Origin of the sequence: Arthrobacter sp. 754 (assembly GCF_040548695.1) — a bacterium.
In the GTDB taxonomy this organism is placed as follows: domain Bacteria; phylum Actinomycetota; class Actinomycetes; order Actinomycetales; family Micrococcaceae; genus Arthrobacter.
The window spans coordinates 197,027-213,782 of record NZ_JBEPSC010000002.1 but is presented as its reverse complement, the minus strand read 5'-3'; the positions used below and the strand labels follow the sequence as shown (position 1 = coordinate 213,782).

14 protein-coding genes are annotated in these 16,756 nt (G+C 66.8%); 7 read left to right on the top strand and 7 right to left on the bottom strand.

The annotated features are described in order from the left end of the window. The first annotated feature begins 18 nt into the window (after nt 1-18). The gene (locus ABIA70_RS06515; RefSeq protein WP_354146779.1) at nt 19-1,056 is read left to right on the top strand and encodes a Gfo/Idh/MocA family protein; all 1,038 of its coding nucleotides are present in this window, start codon (nt 19-21) and stop codon (nt 1,054-1,056) included. A 2-nt stretch (nt 1,057-1,058) separates the two neighbouring features. Continuing rightward, nucleotides 1,059-2,099, top strand: coding sequence for an ROK family protein (locus ABIA70_RS06510; protein WP_354146778.1), 1,041 nt, complete (start codon nt 1,059-1,061; stop codon nt 2,097-2,099). Here the strand turns inward: ABIA70_RS06510 and ABIA70_RS06505 are convergent. Beyond that, a complete protein-coding gene (locus tag ABIA70_RS06505) occupies nt 2,096-3,904 on the bottom strand; it encodes a class I mannose-6-phosphate isomerase (RefSeq protein ID WP_354146777.1) in 1,809 nt (602 codons plus the stop codon). The two genes, ABIA70_RS06510 and ABIA70_RS06505, sit on opposite strands and share 4 nt — an antisense overlap. Nucleotides 3,905-4,017: 113 nt before the next feature. Here ABIA70_RS06505 and ABIA70_RS06500 point away from each other — a divergent pair, with 113 nt between their 5' ends. Further along, on the top strand, nt 4,018-4,581 hold the full coding sequence (locus ABIA70_RS06500) for an SGNH/GDSL hydrolase family protein (RefSeq protein WP_354146776.1): 564 nt from the start codon (nt 4,018-4,020) through the stop codon (nt 4,579-4,581). Here ABIA70_RS06500 and ABIA70_RS06495 read toward each other — a convergent pair. Genes ABIA70_RS06495 through ABIA70_RS06480 form a run of 4 tightly spaced genes read right to left on the bottom strand, consistent with a single transcriptional unit; the run spans nt 4,562 to nt 9,079 of the window. Further along, nucleotides 4,562-5,737 carry an MGH1-like glycoside hydrolase domain-containing protein gene (locus ABIA70_RS06495; RefSeq protein ID WP_354146775.1) on the bottom strand — a complete coding sequence of 392 codons (1,176 nt, stop codon included), beginning with the start codon at nt 5,735-5,737 and terminating at the stop codon, nt 4,562-4,564. The genes ABIA70_RS06500 and ABIA70_RS06495 overlap by 20 nt on opposite strands. Then, nucleotides 5,737-6,666 carry a carbohydrate ABC transporter permease gene (locus tag ABIA70_RS06490; RefSeq protein ID WP_354146774.1) on the bottom strand — a complete coding sequence of 310 codons (930 nt, stop codon included), beginning with the start codon at nt 6,664-6,666 and terminating at the stop codon, nt 5,737-5,739. Before ABIA70_RS06490 ends, ABIA70_RS06495 begins: the two co-directional genes overlap by 1 nt. Next, nucleotides 6,666-7,667 carry a carbohydrate ABC transporter permease gene (locus ABIA70_RS06485; protein ID WP_354146773.1) on the bottom strand — a complete coding sequence of 334 codons (1,002 nt, stop codon included), beginning with the start codon at nt 7,665-7,667 and terminating at the stop codon, nt 6,666-6,668. The genes ABIA70_RS06490 and ABIA70_RS06485 overlap by 1 nt, the downstream gene beginning before the upstream one ends. Further along, a complete protein-coding gene (locus ABIA70_RS06480; protein ID WP_354146772.1) occupies nt 7,664-9,079 on the bottom strand; it encodes an ABC transporter substrate-binding protein in 1,416 nt (471 codons plus the stop codon). The genes ABIA70_RS06485 and ABIA70_RS06480 overlap by 4 nt, the downstream gene beginning before the upstream one ends. A 297-nt stretch (nt 9,080-9,376) precedes the next feature. On the opposite strand from ABIA70_RS06480, the gene ABIA70_RS06475 reads away from it, so the two are divergent. Both ABIA70_RS06475 and ABIA70_RS06470 read left to right on the top strand, forming a co-directional pair. Next, a complete protein-coding gene (locus ABIA70_RS06475) occupies nt 9,377-10,525 on the top strand; it encodes an ROK family protein (RefSeq protein ID WP_354146771.1) in 1,149 nt (382 codons plus the stop codon). Between the two features lie 101 nt (nt 10,526-10,626). Then, nucleotides 10,627-10,956, top strand: a complete 330-nt coding sequence (locus tag ABIA70_RS06470; protein WP_354146770.1) for a DUF6457 domain-containing protein — start codon at nt 10,627-10,629, stop codon at nt 10,954-10,956. Between the two features lie 14 nt (nt 10,957-10,970). Here the strand turns inward: ABIA70_RS06470 and ABIA70_RS06465 are convergent, their stop codons facing one another. Then, a complete protein-coding gene (locus tag ABIA70_RS06465) occupies nt 10,971-11,366 on the bottom strand; it encodes a hypothetical protein (protein WP_354146769.1) in 396 nt (131 codons plus the stop codon). A gap of 73 nt (nt 11,367-11,439) precedes the next feature. After that, nucleotides 11,440-13,740, bottom strand: coding sequence for an FdhF/YdeP family oxidoreductase (locus tag ABIA70_RS06460; RefSeq protein WP_354146768.1), 2,301 nt, complete (start codon nt 13,738-13,740; stop codon nt 11,440-11,442). Nucleotides 13,741-13,970: 230 nt separating this feature from the next. On the opposite strand from ABIA70_RS06460, the gene ABIA70_RS06455 reads away from it, so the two are divergent. Together ABIA70_RS06455 and ABIA70_RS06450 are read left to right on the top strand one after the other, a co-directional pair. Continuing rightward, nucleotides 13,971-15,662, top strand: a complete 1,692-nt coding sequence (locus ABIA70_RS06455; RefSeq protein WP_354146767.1) for a RecQ family ATP-dependent DNA helicase — start codon at nt 13,971-13,973, stop codon at nt 15,660-15,662. Then, on the top strand, nt 15,659-16,690 hold the full coding sequence (locus ABIA70_RS06450; protein ID WP_354146766.1) for an NAD(P)H-dependent flavin oxidoreductase: 1,032 nt from the start codon (nt 15,659-15,661) through the stop codon (nt 16,688-16,690). Before ABIA70_RS06455 ends, ABIA70_RS06450 begins: the two co-directional genes overlap by 4 nt. Nucleotides 16,691-16,756 lie beyond the last annotated feature (66 nt).

Genomic DNA, 16,756 nt, shown 5'->3' with positions numbered 1-16,756 from the left:
CTGCAGTATCTTCATCACATGCTCTCCGACGCCTCCCCGAGGCAATCCCCTGCCGGATATCCGCCCGTGAAGGTGGGACTGGTGGGCGCAGGACAGTGGGCCGCCACCATGCACGCACCCCTGCACAGCGCAGGTGCCGAGACCCAGCTTGCCGGGATCTGGTCCGCCGGCGGCAGCAGCGCCGCGGCCCTGGCGGCTGAGCATGGGGTGCCAGCCTTCGGGTCGTTCGAGGAGCTCCTGGCGTCCTGCGAAGCAGTGGATTTCGCGGTGCCACCCCCGGTCCAGGCCGTTCTCGCTCCCCGGGCGGCCGACGCCGGGCTGGCCCTGCTGCTTGAGAAGCCGCTGGGCGCTTCCCTTCAGCAGGCAACCGCGGTAGCCGATGCTGTCCTCCGCAACGGTGTGGCAAACGCCGTCGTCCTGACCAAGCGCTACCACCAGCGGACCCGCAGCTTCCTCGCGGCCGCGGCGGAACTGTGCAGCCAGGGCGCCGTGCTGGGCGCGACCGGGACCTACCTGCACGGCGGGTTCCTGGCCGGCGGCTTTGTGGACAGCGCCCGCAGTGCCCAGGAGGCCGGCCAGTCCGGCCAGTCCGGCCAGTCCGGCCAAGGCGCTCTCGGGGCTCCAGGCTGGCGTGACGAGTTCGGCGCGCTGTACGATCTGGGCCCGCACCTGCTGGACCTGATGGACCTCGCCGCCGGGCCGGTCGAAGCCGTCCGCGCCGAGGGCAGCAAGGAGTATTCAGCCCTGACCACTTTCCACAGCGGCGGTGCCACCGGGCAGGCTTCCCTCTCCGGTTCTGTGCGGTTGCCGGCGGCCAGGACCACGCTCAGCCTGTATTCAGCGGCCGGCAGCCTGGACTACACCACCGAAGGGATGGACCACGCGGAATGCTGGCCGGTGCTCCGCCGCGAGTTTGCCGACGCCGTCCGGCTGGGCTCAGCCGTGACAGTGGACGTGGAGCGGGCCCTCTACGTGCAGGCCCTGGTTGAGGCCGCCGCCCTTTCATCCCGGGAACAACGTCGGGTGAACCTTGCCGGCCTTCTGTTGGGCGGCTGAAATTGAAAGACCATGGACTGCCCACGCCCGTGCTGGAGATCGGCGGCACGCACGTCACCGCTGCCTTGGTTCAGGGCGCTGGGGAAGGTGGCTGGCAGGTTGTGCCGGACAGCCTTGTCCGCCGCGACCTTGACGCGCATGCGTCCGCGGCTTCCCTGCTCGACGCCGTCGCCGCCGCCGCAAACTCTCTAGACGCCGTCGCCACCACCGCAAACCCGCCCGGCCAAGCCCACAACGGCCGGTGGGGCGTGGCACTGCCCGGTCCGTTCGACTACCTCACCGGGATAGCCCGGTACGAGCACGTCGGCAAGTTCGACCAGCTGCAGGGCGTGGATGTCCGCGCCGGCCTGGCGCAGAGGCTGAGCCGGGAGCCCCGCAGCATCACCTTCCTCAACGACGCCGACGCCTTCGGGATCGGCGAATACGTCCTGGGTGCCGCGGGCGGGAGCCGCCGGGCTGTGTGCATCACCCTCGGGACGGGCGTTGGCTCGGTCTTCCTGGCCGACGGCGTCCCCGTCAAGACCGGAGCCGACGTTCCGCCCGACGGGCACTGCTACCTCCTGCAATTCCGCGGCCGCCCGCTCGAGGACACCGTGTCGCGCCGGGCGATCCGCCGCGCCTACGCCGCAGCCACGGCCGCTGTCAGACAAGACGCCGCCGTCAGACGAGATGCCGCCGTCACTGACGACACGGCCGGCACCGATGCGGCAATGACAGATCACGACGCCGGCGCTCCGGACGTGCGCGAGATCGCCGAGGCCTGCCGGGCCGGTGATGCCCTGGCCGCCGCGGTGCTTGGCGACGCTTTCGCCGCAGCCGGCGAAGCCGCGGGGCCATACCTCGAGCGGTTCGGCGCGGAAGTCCTGATCGTCGGCGGCTCCATGGCGGAGTCATGGGACATCGTGGAACCGGCCATCCGGAAAGGCCTGGCAGCCGTGGCACCAGTGCTGGCAACGCTCCCTATCCGGAAGGCGGAGCGGACCGAGGAGGCAGGACTGGTCGGCGCCGCCTTCTGGGCACAGCGTGCCGCCAGCCACTCTTAACCACCGGCGAGCCGTGAACCCGCGGCCGCCGCCCCCGCCACCCTCGCCGGCAGCGCGGTTTCGGTCCCGCGCACGGAGGCTTTGACCGTCGCCAGCTTCTGGCCTGCCCCGGCGCCGTGCGGCCGGATCGTATAAGGGCCAACCGCAGCGGGAATGATGAACGTTTCGGCGTAGCTGACCACAAACGGGGCGAAACTGCCGGACGGGCTTTCCACCACCGCTTCGGCGCCCTCAACGAGGTTCAGGACGTTCACGGTGCCGTGGGTGTGGTGTTCCACCACGTCCGTGAACCAGTGCCGCCGGACCTCGATGAATTCCAGTTCGTGCAGCCCGGTGCGTTCCTCGGTCCAGCCCGGCCCGGAGCCCAGCTCCTCCACCTGGTCCAGCAGCTGCTCGTGGGCCCACTCCGTATTGCGGTCCCACTGGATGTTGCGGCTGGCGTGCTCCACGTGAATGGGACGCGGCCGGCCATCCAGGCCCACGCGGTCCCAGTCCCACATCTTGAAGGTGAAGATGTACGGCGTCGCCGAGATCTCCAGCACCATCGAGTTGGCACCGGAGGCATGGACCGTGCCGGCAGGGATGGAGAAATGGTCATGCTTCTTAGCCGGGAAGGCGTTAACGTAATCCTCTGCCGGGAAGTGCATTCCGCCGTCGGACGCTTCCCTCAACGCCCCCACCATGGCCTCAGGATCCGTACCCGATTTCAGTCCCAGATAGACCACGGCGTCCGGGCCGGCGTCAAGGATGTAGTAGCTCTCATCCTGGGTGTAGTGCATGCCGAAGCGGTCCTGGATGTAGTCGGTAAGCGGGTGGACCTGCAGGGACAGGTTGCCGCCGCCCATGGTGTCCAGGAAGTCGAAGCGGATGGGGAACTCGGCGCCGAACCGTGCATAAGTCTGCGGCCCCAAGAGCGCCGAGGGCTGTGTGAACACCACATCCACGGACGGCAGCTCCACGATGTCCCCGCCGACGTCGAGCAGGATGCTGTTTTCCTCCGGCACGCAGTCGAAGCACCAGGCGTAGTTGTCCGCCCCGGCGTCCAGGCCGATCACCTTTTTCATCCACTGCCCGCCCCACACGCCCGGGTCAAAGAACGGCACCACGCGGAACGGCGCGGCAGCGGCGGCCGCCATCCCCTGGTGGAACGTATCCCCGGTGATCAGCCTTGCCTCGGCGACGCTGCGGTTGGTGTCCAGAACATAGTCGACCGCGGGAAACAGTTGCCGCTTATGCCGGTCCGCCACGCGCCACTCCACAAAGAAACTCCGCTTGTACTTGCGCAGGTTGTCCTCGTTGGTGTTGTGGCAGCGCCAGTTCGGGGCACCCGCCCGCTGCCGCTGCTGCAGCTCCCAGCGCGCCATGTCCGCCAGGACCAGTGTCCGCTCCCGAAGCGGCACCAGTGCCGCTCCCCAGCCCACCAGGACAACGGGAGCGTCCGACGCCGCTACCTGGCGCCCGAGGTCGGCCAGCCTTTCGACGTCGTAAAAGTCGGTGAGGGTGTGGTGGCTGATGACGCCGAAGACGCGGTCGTCCGTGAGGTTGGCCGCGATCAGGGAGTCGATCTCTGCGATGGGGCGCGCTGCCAGTTCTTCAACATTCAGGACCCGGTGCGTTGGTATTGCTTCAGCGATGAATTCCAGGAGCTCGTCCAGCTTCACGCCCGGGTAGGTATCCACCACGATGGTGTCTTTTGCGTTGTCTGCGATTTCCCGCCAGACATCCTGCCCGGACCACGCCCTTGGACTGCCGGGAACAGCAACAGTAGGGAATTTGTCGTAGCGGCTGGGAGGAATGTGGCTCATGGTCTTCCGATCCGGGATTGTTTTGGTAGCGTGCAATGACTGCGTGGGCTGAACCCGGGTTGGGCTGCAGCAGTGCGGTCAACAGGAGAAAGGCAGGTGCCGGGGTGCGGCGGATGGTTGCGTACGGACACTCGTGGGTTGACGGCGACGGCGCCTCGGCTGCGACGTCCTGCCTGGCCGCGCTCGTGGCTGCCGGACTGGACCTGGAGCTGGACAACCGCGGCGTGGGCGGCAGCAGCAGCACCGGGACGGCGGCGCTGGTCCGGGCCTATCCTCCCCCGCCGGCCCGCCTCTACCTGCTCATGACGGGACTGAACGATCTCCGACTGGGCGGGGACGCGGCGTCGGCCCAACAGGGATACACCGACGCCCTGCGGACCATCTTCGCTGCCTTCCGCGAGGCGGCGCCCGATGCTCTGGTGGTTGCCCTCGCCCAGCCCCCGCTGCTGGATTTCAGCCTCCATGCCCCGCACAACCTTGGCTCCAACGTCCTGGTGGACAGCTACAACTCTGAGCTGCGCCGGGTGGCCGCAGGGTTCCCGCACGTGGTGGTCGTGGAGCCTGCCGGGTGGGACGCAGGCACCATGCTGGACGAGGACACCGTGCATCCGAACGATGCCGGCCACCGCTGCCTGGCGCGTGCCGCCGTCGGGGCTGCTACTGCTGCATGGCAATGACAAGTCCCGCCCACGTCTGGGGGACGGCGCCGAGGCCGCGCCCGTTTTCAGGGTTCCAGTATTCCGCCCAGCCGCTGGCCGCGGCACCCTTGGCCGTGAGCTCGGCGAGCGCAGCACTCTCCTGCTCCATGCCCAGCCGCCGGAAGGCCTGCTGGAAGAGGTAGTTCAGCGGCGGCCACGCCGGGCCGCGCCAGTACATGTCGGGATCGTAGGCGGGGTGTTCCCGGGCCACGTTGGCCGGGCCGAACTCAGCCCCGAACCGGGCCGGGTCCGCCAGCTGCCGCAGTGCAGCGCGCGCCTTGCCGTCGTCCGCCGTCACCAGGGCACCCATCACGCCGTCGCTGATGGGAATCCGGACCGACGGCCCGCCGCCCACCACTGCCCGGTCGGACCAGAGCTGCTCTTCGTTGTCCCACAGCTGATCATCCATGGCGGCCGCCAGCTCGGTGGCCCGCTCGTCGAGCGTGGCATCCCCGGTGACGGCGGCGAGCTCGCGGAGGTTGAACGCGGTGTAGGCATTGAAGGCCGCCGGGCAGGCTACGAAGCTGGTGGACCACTTTGCCGCGCCGTCGTCGTCGAAGAAGACTTCCTTCATGCGCTCCTTGTTCCAGGCGGTGCGGGCGGGGCGGCTGTAGCCCTCCTTGGTGCGCCCGGGCGCGCCCCAATCGTCCCAGCGCGGGGCGTGGTCGTTTCCGGCCTCCCACGGGTGGACCACGTAGATGAGTCCGTCCGGGGTACGGCGTTCGCGCCACAGCCAGTCCAGGCCGGCTTTCGCTTTGGCGAGGGTCCCCTCCGAAAGCGGAATGCCGGCGTCGGACAGTACGCGGGCAGCGTGGCCGAACATGGGCGGCTGCGTCAGTGAGGACGTCTGGCTCAGCGGGCCGAGCCAGGTGTCCGGGCCGGCGCCGCCGTAGCGCATGTGCGGCACCATCCCGTTGTCCAGCTGCCCGGCCAGGACCGCATCGAGCTCCTGCGCGGCACGCGCGTCACCGAGCCGGGCCCAGATGATGGCGTGGAAGCAGGAGTCCCACAGCCAGAGGTGCGGGTAGGTGCCCGGGTTGGGGACGGAGTAGCCGTGGTCCGGGCGCCAGTGGTCCTCCATCAGGCCGTGGACACTGCCGGTGAGTCCACCGGCAGTGTCCGTTGGGCTTGCCATCAGCCTTTCTCCGCGCCGGCCGTCAGGCCTTCGGTGAGGAGCCGTTCGGCTGCGAAGAAGATGATGATGATGGGCAGCGTCAGGATGACCGAGCCCGCCATCAGCACGGTGGTGGGCACTTCGATGCTGCCGGCCAGCTGCGACAGGCCCAGGGAGACGGTCCAGTTGGGCCGGGTATTGACCAGGAACAGCAAGGCGAACAGGAACTCGTTCCACGCGATCATGAATACGAACAGGGCGTTGGAAATGATGGCCGGCATGGCCAGCGGCAGGCTGATGCGGCGCAGCACACCAAGCCGGCTGCACCCGTCCAGGGCTGCGGCTTCCTCCAGGCTGGTGGGGATGGTGTCAAAGTAGTTCCGCAGCATGTAGATGGTGACCGGGATGACCTGGGCGACGTACACAATAAGCAGCGCCACCAGTTGGCCCCGCAGGCCCAGCCGGGTGAAGAAGGTGAACAGCGGGATGGCCAGCAGGATGCTCGGGAACAGGTAGACCGCCAGGAACAGGGCACTGACCTGGCGGCGGCCGAAGAAGTTCAGCCGGCTGATGGCGTAGGAGCCTGGAATGGCCACGAGCAGCGAGATCAGCACCGTACCCAATGCCACCAGTGCACTGTTGCCCATGAACTTCAGGAAGCCCTGTCCGCCGTTTTCCTGTGGCGTGAGGATGTTCTGGTAGGCACTCCAGTCCAGTTCGGCGAACGGGATAACCAGCGAGCCGGGATCCCGCAGGAGGGAGTCCAGGGGCCGGATGCTGAGGATGAACATGTAGTAGAACGGGAAGAGCGTGACCAGCACCAGGCCCACGATCACTACCCAGCGGAGTACACCGAAAACCCGGGTCTCGATGACGTCCCGCGTCCAGCGGGATCCTTCCGGCGGCCGTGCCGGGGAGGCCGGGCGTTTGGTTTCGACGGGAATCGCCATCAGGAGACCTCCTCTTTCTTGCCGAAGAACCGGATGTAGATGCCCACCAGCAGGCCGAGGATGACGGCCAGGACCAGCGCCTGGGCCGAGGCTGCGCCGATATCGCCGCGGGCGGTCAGGAAGTTGAAGACCGTCACGGCAACCACTTCGGTGCCGCCCCCGCCACCCGTGAGCAGGTAGATGTCATCGAAGCTGTTGAAGGTCCAGATGAACCTCAGGACGGACAGCATGGCGATGGTGGGCAGCAGCTGCGGCAGGATGATGTGGAAGAACCGCTGGATGGGCGTTGCGCCGTCCACCCGGGCGGCTTCCTCCAGGCTCTCCGGAATGGCGTTGATCCGCGCGGTGAGGAACAGGAAAGCAAACGGGAAGGACCGCCACATTTCGAACAGGATGACGGCGATCAACGCTGTGGGCACCTCGAAGTTCATCCCGAGGAAGGAGACCTCCCTGGCACGCTCACTCAGGAAGGGAACGGACTCTTCCCAGCCGAAAAACGTCTTGCCCCAGTGGTTGATCAGGCCGAACTGCGGGTCCAGCATGGTGGCCCAGGTGAACGTCACGGCCACGATGGGCGAGACGTACGGGATCAGCATGGACGCGCGGATCACGGTCCTGCCCTTGAACGGTTTCCGGAGCGCCAGGGCTGCGATGAGCCCCAGCACGATTGCGCCGGCCGTACCAAAGATGGAGTAAGCCAGCGTGGTGGTGAGCGAAGTGAAGAAGCTCGGTGAGAACACGTTGTCGAAGTTGTCCAGCGTGTACGGACCGAAGATCCCTGCCGTCCTGATGTTCAGGATCCTCACCCGCTGGAAGGCCAGCACCAGCGTCCACAGGATGGGCAGGACCACCATGACCAGGACCAGTATCAGGGTGGGCGAAAGCAGGGTGAAACCGGCCCGCTGTTCCTCCCTGGCCATCGGTGAAAGCTTGCGGCGCCCCCGCGGGCCGGCGGCTGATGCCGCCGGCCCGGCAGGAACGTCCTTTTTGACCGAACTCACTTCAGCGAACCCTTAATGGACTTCAGCGATTCCGCGGCCTGCTTTGCAGCTGTTGCGGGGTCTACGCCGCCGGAGGTGACGTCACTGACGGCCTTGGCGATGGGCAGCTCGCCCAGGGCCGCGCCCACCAGGTCGCCCTGGCCCTGGGTGATGCCCCACCGCTTCAGGTTATCCGGGCCCTTTTCCAGGATGGAGAGTACTTCCTTGGAGTAGAAGTTGCCCAGCGGTTCCTTCCGGTCCACACCGGCGGGCATGGTCTTCCACTTGTCCGCGTACTCGGTCGCGTTGGCCTTTGTGCCGGCGCGGACCGGAAGCCGGCCTTCCGGTGCGATGGACAGCCAGTCAACGTAGCCTTCGGTCATGAAGTACTCCACGAACTTCTTCGCTGATTCCGAGGCCGAGTCCTTGGTGACCGTCCAGGAGACGATCTCGCCGAACTGGGCGGGCTGGTCGCCGTCGGGCCCCTGGATGCCGGTGACGACGCCGGTGTTCTTGGCGAGGAACGCAGGATCGGCGGCGCACTCCGGGCAGGTGGGCTTGGCGTTGTTACGCAGGCCAGCCATCTCGTCCAGGATGAAGGTGGACCAGATGGCCATGGCAGCCTGGCCCGCGAAGTAGGAGGCGCGGACCGTGTCCACGTCCTGGGCGCCCGGGACGGAGTAGTTTGTCAGCATGTCGCGGTAGAAGGTCAGGGCTCCCACGCATTCGGGGCTGTCGAACGTGATGTCACCTTTATCGTTGACCATCTCGCAGCCGTTGCCCTGGGCGATGTGCTCGAAGGTCTGCTGGGTGAACGCCTCGCCGGGCTTGTTGGCTGCTGCCAGGCCTGCGAGCTGCGGGGTGTCCAGCTTCTGGGCGGCTGCCTTGATGTCATCGTAGGTCTTCGGCGCCGCGATGCCGGCCTTGTCGAAGAGGTCCTTGCGGTAGTAGAGGAGCTGCTGCCAGGACGAGTCAGGAACGGAGAGCTGCTTGTCGCCGTCGCGCGTCAGTTCCAGCGCCCGCTTGGTGAAGGTATTTTCGCCAAGGCTGTCGATGATTGCCTTGTTGGTGGCCGGGTCCACGAGGTCGTTGGCGCTCAGGGTACGGACCTGAGCCAGTGAGATTGAGCCGATGACGTCCGGGAGGTCCCCGGCTGCAGCGGATGAGGTCAGGACCTGATTGAACTGGTCCTCCGGCACACCTACCAGTTCGACTGCGACGCCGGTGGCGGCGGTGAACTTGCCAATAATTTCCTGCGTCTTGGCTACGCGGTCGGGCAGCGTGTCCGCGGTCCAGACCGTGATTTTCTTGGCGTCCCCGCTCTGGGTTGAACCGTCATTCGAGCCTTCGTTGGAGGTACAGCCCGCCAGCATTGTCATGGCCAGTGCAGCCGCGGCAATCACGGCGACGGTTGACCGGTCTCTGGTTCTCATCACTTCGGTGCTCCTGTCTCAGGCGGCCCCGGATCCGGCGCCACGTCATTCGTGCTCCGCCGCCGTTTCGGTCTGTCCGGACCACCTCGGCCGGACTGGCAGAACACGTGCAGGCGAACGTCCCGTACCGTGAGCGTAGTCACATAGCCGGGACTTATGCCTAAAGGCTATCCAAATGATGTCTAGCTGTCTAGCATTAGCTGAAGAGTCATTCGACACGAGCACGTGCAGGTTATGCCTGCGAGCCGGTGGAACACCTAGGATTGCAAAAGTGCCTTTCAACAGTAGGAGCCGCAGATGTACGTGGGACCAGGGGATGTCCTTCAGCTGATCCGCTCAGGCAAGGCCCGGACGCGCGGTGACATCCAAGAGGAAACAGGCATGTCCCGCATGACGGTGGCGCAGCGCGTCGACGCCCTGCTGAAGGCTGAGCTAATCCGGGAAGCGGGCACCGCGAGGCCATCCGGCGGACGGCGGCCAACGGACCTGGCCTTCAACCTCCAGCATTCGTACACCATCTCGGCTTCGGTTGAGACCACGTCCAGCCGGGTCGCGCTCACTGACCTGAGCGGCAGCATCATCGCCGACGAACACCTGGACATTGCGGTGGAGGACGGGCCGGAGAAGGTTCTGCACGCCATCACGGAGACGGGCCGGCAGCTGCTCACGCGGTCCAAAACGCCCATGGACAAGGTCTCCGGCGTTGGAATCTTCATTCCCGGGCCCGTGGACCCCCACACCCAGCGGCCCAGCCAGCCCCCCATCATGCCGGGCTGGGACGCCTACCCCATCGTCGATTTCCTCCAGGACACGTTTCCTGTTCCGGTCCTGGTGGAAAACGACGCGAATGCCATGGCTGTGGGCGAGTACAGCGCCGGGTTCACCGGCACCACGTCCCTCTGCCTGGTCAAGGTCTCCACCGGAATCGGCACCGGGCTGGTGATCAACGGCCAGGTCTACCAGGGGGTGGACGGCGGCGCGGGCGACATCGGGCACGTCCGGCATCCCGCCTTCACGGATCTGCGGTGCCAATGCGGGTCCTACGGCTGCCTCGCCGCGGGAGCAAGCGGCGGTGCCATCGCGCGGAAGCTGAAGCAGCAAGGCGTCGAGGCGTTTTCGGGGCGGGACGTGCACCGGCTCCTGCTGGCAGGGAACGTTGAGGCGATGCGGCTGACCCACGAAGCAGGCCAGCGGCTCGGCGAAGTGATGGCCACCGTGGTGTGCCTGCTCAACCCCGCAGTCCTGCTCATTGCCGGGGACCTGGCATCGTCGTCACTGATCGGCGGGATGCGCGAAACCCTGTACCCCATGTCCCTCCCCCGGGCCACCCGCCACCTGGACGTCCGGCTGGCGGCTCTGGGCGAGGATGCAGGAATCCGCGGAATGTCCTCCTTGCTGGTGAACCAGGTCTTTTCCGCCGCCGCGGTCAACGCCCGGCTGGGCTGAATGCCCCAAAGCCGGTGACTTACTCCGTCATGGCTTGTAGTGTCGGGGCAGTGGGCACGGAGTTTCCGCCACCCAAACGCACCAGAAACATAGGAGAAAACATGGCTGTCACCGACGACGAAGCGCAGGTCCTTGACCAGTGGACCCACCGGCTGGCCCAGGCGCTGCAGATCCTGGACCTTCAGGTGGACCAGGAAATGCTGCTGGACCTGGCCCGGAAGTCTTCCGAGTCCGTGATCCACGCGGCCGCCCCGGTCACCACCTTCCTGGTGGGGTACGCCGCCGGCCTCGAAGCCGGGACCGGGAGCGCCGGCTCCAAGGAGGCGTCGACGGCGTCAGTTGCCAAAGCGGCCGACGTCGCGTTCCAGCTGTGCGGCGACGGCCACGACGGCGGCCCTGCCGCCAAGGGCTGGGCGGACACTGCCCAGTAGTCCCGCACCGCTGCTCAGGCCGCGGGCACGGCGGGCACCCGCGCGAAGCCCGCATGGTGGTCGCGGATAATCACGCTGCCGCCCAGCAGTTGGGTTTTGCCCTCGAGCTGTCTGGCCAGCCCCTCGCTGACGGGCCCGAAGATTTCGATGGTCCGGAGCGTGACCAGGGGTGCGATCGGGGGGAACCGCGGGCCGGCGACCTTCAGGTGGAACTCCAGTGACGCGATGTCCGGGTGGATGTTGAGGACGCTCATACGGGTGCCGTCGCCTGAAAAGTAGACGTTGTAGGCGATGATCCGTGGCTCGTTGGCGTCCACAAAGCTGGCGAGCTCCGCCATGGCGGCCTTCAGTTCGGCCAGCTTCCCGGGCCGGACATCGGACGTATCAAGGTAGACAACGAATTCGCTCATGGTGCCCTCCGACGGCAGTCAGGCGTCCTGCCTTAATTCTTCGCCGGCACCATGACCTTGTCGAGGCCGCTGATCACCCCAGATGCGGCTCCAGGCGCACAATCACGGCTTTGGACACCGGGGTCTGGCTGCCCTCGGCAACACTTTCCAGCGGGACCAGCACGTTCGCTTCCGGGTAGTAGGCGGCCGCGCAACCGGCCGCCGTGGGGTAGGAGACCACCCGGAAGTTCCGGAGTACGCGCGCCACGTTGTCCTTGTAGACGCCGTGGATGTCCACGTGCTGGCCGTCGCTCAGGCCGAGTTCGGCAAGGTCTTCCGGGCTGACGAACACCACTTCGCGGCCCTTTTTGATGCCACGGTAGCGGTCGTTGTTTCCGTAGATGGTGGTGTTGAACTGGTCATGGGATCGCATGCTCTGCAGGATCAGTGTCCCTGCCGGCCGCTCCACGTGTTCCAGTTCGTTGACCGTGAGCATGGCCTTGCCCGTGGGCGTGTGGAACGTGCGGGAGTCCCGGGGCCCGTTGGGCAGCACGAAGCCGCCGTCCTGGCGGATCTTGCGGTTGTAGTCCTCGCAGCCGTTCACCACGTGGGAGATGTGGTCCCGGATAAGGTCGTAGTTCTTCTCGAACCCGGCCCAGTCGGCCTGGAACGTATCGCCCAGCACCTTGTGGGCAAGCCTGCTGACAATCGCCACCTCTGACAGCAGCCCGGGAGCCACGGCCTTGACGGTGCCATGGGAGGCGTGGACGGCGCAGACCGTGTCCTCCACCGAGACAAACTGCGGACCGGATTCCTGCATGTCGATTTCGGTTCGGCCCATGGTGGGCAGGATCAGGGCTTCGGCACCTGTGACGGTGTGCGAGCGGTTCAGCTTCGTGGAAATCTGGACCGACATTTCGGTGTTCTCCATGGCTGCGATGCCGGCGTCGGTGTCCGACATGGCTCCCACGAAGTTTCCGCCCATTCCGAGGAAGACCTTGATCCCGCCGTCGCGCATTTGCCGGATGGTTTCGACGGCGTCCACGCCGTGTTCGCGCGGCGGTTCGAAACTGAACTCCTTGCCCAGCGCGTCCATGAAAGCCGGCGGCATCTGCTCCCAGATGCCCATGGTCCTGTCGCCCTGGACATTGCTGTGGCCGCGGATGGGCGACGCGCCGGCACCGGGCTTGCCGATGTTCCCCCGGAGCAGCAGCAGGTTGATGATCTCCTTGATGGTGGCCACGCCCTTTTTGTGCTGCGTGATGCCCATGGCCCAGGTGATGATCACCTTGTCCGCCTTGAGGTAGCGGTGGGCCAGTTCGTCGATCTCCTCGACCTGCAGGCCGGTGGCTTCCAGAACGGCTGCCTCGTCCAAAAGGGCAAGGTGTGCACGCAGTTCCTCAAGCCCCTGGCAGTGCTCAGCCAGGAAGGCGTGGTCCAGCACGGATCCGGGGTTCGCGGCCTCGGCGTCCAGGACCCGCTTGGAGATTGCCTGCAGCAGCGCCATGTCGCCGCCGAGCCGGATCTGCAGGAACTGATCGGCAATCTGCGTGCCGTGGCCCACGATCCCCTTGACCTTCTGCGGATTCTTGTAGCGCCTCAGGCCGGCCTCGGGCAGCGGGTTGATGGCCACGATGCTGCCGCCGGCTTCCTTGGCTTCCTCCAGCGCGGTGAGCATCCGGGGGTGGTTGGTGCCCGGGTTTTGGCCCATGACGATGATCAGGTCCGCCTTGGCGAAGTCATCGTAGGAGATGGTGGCTTTGCCGATCCCGATGGTCTGTCCCATTGCCCAGCCGGAGGATTCGTGGCACATGTTGGAGCAGTCCGGCAGGTTGTTGGTTCCGTACGCCCGGACGAACAGCTGGTACAGGAACGCGGCCTCGTTGGAGGTCCGGCCGCTGGTGTAGAAGGTGGCCTGGTCCGGGCTGGGCAACGCCTTCAGTTTGTCCGCGATGAGGGTGAAAGCCTGTTCCCAGCTGACGGGCCGGTAGTGGTCCTCGCCCGCGGGCTTGTAGACGGGTTCGGTCAGGCGCCCCTGCATCCCCAACCAGTACTCGGACCGCTCACGCAGTGCGCTGACCGGGTGCGCGGCCCAGAACTCGGAGCCGATCACCACAGGGGTGGCTTCCCACGTGACTGCTTTGGCCCCGTTCTCGCAGAACTCGAAGGTCTTCCTGTGCCCGGGGTCCGGCCAGGCGCAGCTCATGCAGTCAAAGCCGTCTTTCTGGTTCAGCGCCAGGAGCGTCTTCGAGGCCCGGCCCGGCCCCATGTGCTTGATGGCAGGCTCCAGGGAATGGTAGACACCCGGTACGCCGGCGGCCCACGACTTCGGCTCGCCGCTGACCTCGATGTCAGCCTCGTTGACCTCTTCCACCTGCGGGTTCTTGCGCGTCACTATGAAATCTCCTTGGTTTTGCCAACACCGCAGGCGCACCGGCATCACCGGCGGAACGGTCAGTTTCCACAGTTGTTCAGGGGGCGCCGTAAGTCAAGGACAACGCCGCCAAGGCTGATGATGAGGCGGCGGCACTCCAACAACGTGCGACGGCGGCGGATCGCCACGCGATAGGCTGTTCCGGACGGCTCAAGCAAGCGGCCGTAGGAACCACTCCCCGGAGCCGTTATATGTCCGAGACTCCTGCGCTAAGCGCGCTTGCCTCCTCCACTTTCTCCTTCCCGCAACTGCGAGAGGGCCAGCTCGCCGGCATGACCGCCCTGGTCAGCGGCCGTGATGTCCTGGCTGTGATGCCCACCGGTTACGGCAAGTCCGCGATCTACCAGGTGGCGGCGCTGCAACTGCACCGGCAGACCGGACGCCCCGCCGTCGTGGTTTCACCCCTGATCGCCCTGCAGGAGGACCAGCTGGACGGGTTGAACGAACGGCTGGGCCCGGACACCGCCGTCGCCATTAATTCTTCCCGCAGCGACGCCGAGGTGGCGGAGGCCTGGCAGGCCGTCGAGGAGGGCCGCGCCGCGTTCCTGTTCCTTGCCCCGGAGCAGCTGGCCAAACCGGAGACGGTGGAGCGGATCGCCGGCCTGGGGGTTCCCCTGCTGGTGGTGGACGAAGCACACTGCGTCTCTTCCTGGGGGCACGACTTCCGCCCTGACTACCTGACGCTGGGCGCTGTCCGCGGGAGGCTGGGCAACCCCCCGGTGGCTGCGCTGACGGCCACCGCCTCTCCGCCGGTGCGCGAGGAAATCGCGGAATGGCTGGGAATGAAGGACCCGCTGGTGCTGGTCCGCGGCTTCGACCGGCCCAACATCAGCCTGGACGTGGTCCGCCACCACGAGGAAAAAGGCAAGGCTAAGGCCGTGCTGGAGCAGGCCACCGCGCTGGCTGCGGACGGGCCGGGGCTGCTGTACGCCGCCACGCGCAAGGACACGGAGAATTACGCGGCGAAGCTGGCGCAGGGCGGGCTCCGCGCGGAGGCCTATCACGCCGGCCGGTCGGCGGCGGACCGCGAGCGCATCCACGAGCAGTTCCTGGACGACCAGCTGGACGTGGTGGTTGCCACCACGGCCTTCGGCATGGGGATCGACAAGCCCAACGTCTGCTTCGTGATCCACGCGGATATTCCGGAGTCCCTGGACGCGTACTACCAGGAAATTGGCCGTTCCGGCCGAAACGGCAAGCCTGCCTCGGCTGTGCTCCACTACCGTTCCGAGGACCTTGGCCTGCGGAAGTTCTTCGGTACACACTCAGCTGACCCGGATTCGCTGCTGGCGGTGCTGAAGGTCCTCCGGGCCGCCGGCGCGCCCGCCCCCAAAACGGCCTTGGCCGAGCTCACGGGATTCCCGGCCCGCAGGGTCACTGCGCTGGTGAACCAACTCGAGGAGGTGGGCGCCGTGAGCACCGGCAAGCGCGGCATCCGGCTCGCCTCCAAAGCCAAGCTGCCCGCCCTGGTGCAGCTCGCCGTCGAACGTTCACAGGAGCGGCAGCGGGTGGACCAGTCCCGGCTGAACATGATGCGCGGCTACGCCGAGACGGACGGCTGCCGGCGGCAGTTCCTGCTGGGCTACTTCGGGGAGGACCTGCCGGAGCCCTGCGGCAATTGCGATGTGTGCGCCGAAGCCGCGTCCCGGCAGGGTGCCGCGCAGGAGTCCCGGGGGAACAACGACGGCGGGGCAGCCATCCAGCCGGATGACGGCGACATGCCGTTCCCGCTTCAGTCGACGGTAACCCATAAGGCGTGGGGGCCAGGTCTGGTGATGCGCTACGAGGACGACGTCATCACGGTCCTCTTCGAGCAGGAGGGCTACAAAACGCTCTCGCGCGCCGCCGTGATGGAAAGCGGTCTGCTGACCGCAGGCGCATGAACGGCCTCCTGGCTGGCCTGGGCGCCACCATACCCTTGGTCGCGGCGCCCATGGCCGGGGGTCCAAGCACGCCTGCGCTGGTGCTGGCGGCCGCCGACGCCGGGGGGCTTGGGTTCCTTGCCGGCGGCTACAAAACGCCGGACCAGCTCGCCGCCCAGATTGCCGAAGTGCGCGGCGGAGCCTCCCGATTCGGCGTCAATCTGTTCGCACCGAACCCGGTACCGGTAGATCCCGACGCCTTTTTCCGCTACGCCGACGCCCTCCGGGAACTGGCCGGGACCTACGACATCCCGCTGGACGGGGTGGCTCCCGTCGAGGACGACGACGGCTGGGAGGCCAAGGCAGACCTGCTGGTCAGTGACCCGGTCCCGGTGGTGAGCTTCACGTTCGGCCTTCCCCCCGCTGACCTTGTGCGCCGCCTGCAGGAGGCCGGGTCCCTGGTGTTCCAGACAGTGACAAGTCCCGGCGAAGCCGCACTGGCGGCCTCGCTCGGCGTCGACGGGCTGGTGGTCCAGTCGATCAAGGCCGGCGGCCACTCCGGAACCCTCACCCCGGCTGTCCCGGTGCAGGACATCCTGCTGGCGGAGCTGCTGGACCGAGTCCGGTCAACGGTCCGGTTGCCCGTATGGGCCGCAGGCGGCATCTCCACACCTGCCGGGGTCAGGGACGCCCTGGGACACGGCGCCGAGGCGGTGGTCGTGGGAACCGTCCTGCTGCGCAGTCCTGAGAGCGGAGCGTCCGCAGCCTATAAGGCCGGGCTGGCCGATCCGGCCCGGGACGGGACCGTGGTGACCACCGCTTTCTCCGGCCGTCCTGCCCGTGCCCTCCGCAACCGGTTCGTGGACCGGTTCCACCCGGTGGCGCCCGGCGGGTACCCGGCGATCCATCACCTGACCAGTCCCCTCCGTAAGGCCGCTGCGGCAGCCGGTGATTCGGAGTCCATCAATCTGTGGGCCGGGACCGGCTTCCGTGACGCAACCGAAGAACCAGCCGCGGACATCCTGCGGCGGCTGGCCGGATTGGATTGACTGCGGCATGACTGCGGCATGACTGCGGCACCCCGTAGGCTGGATGGAGACTCCGAGGAAAGGCCT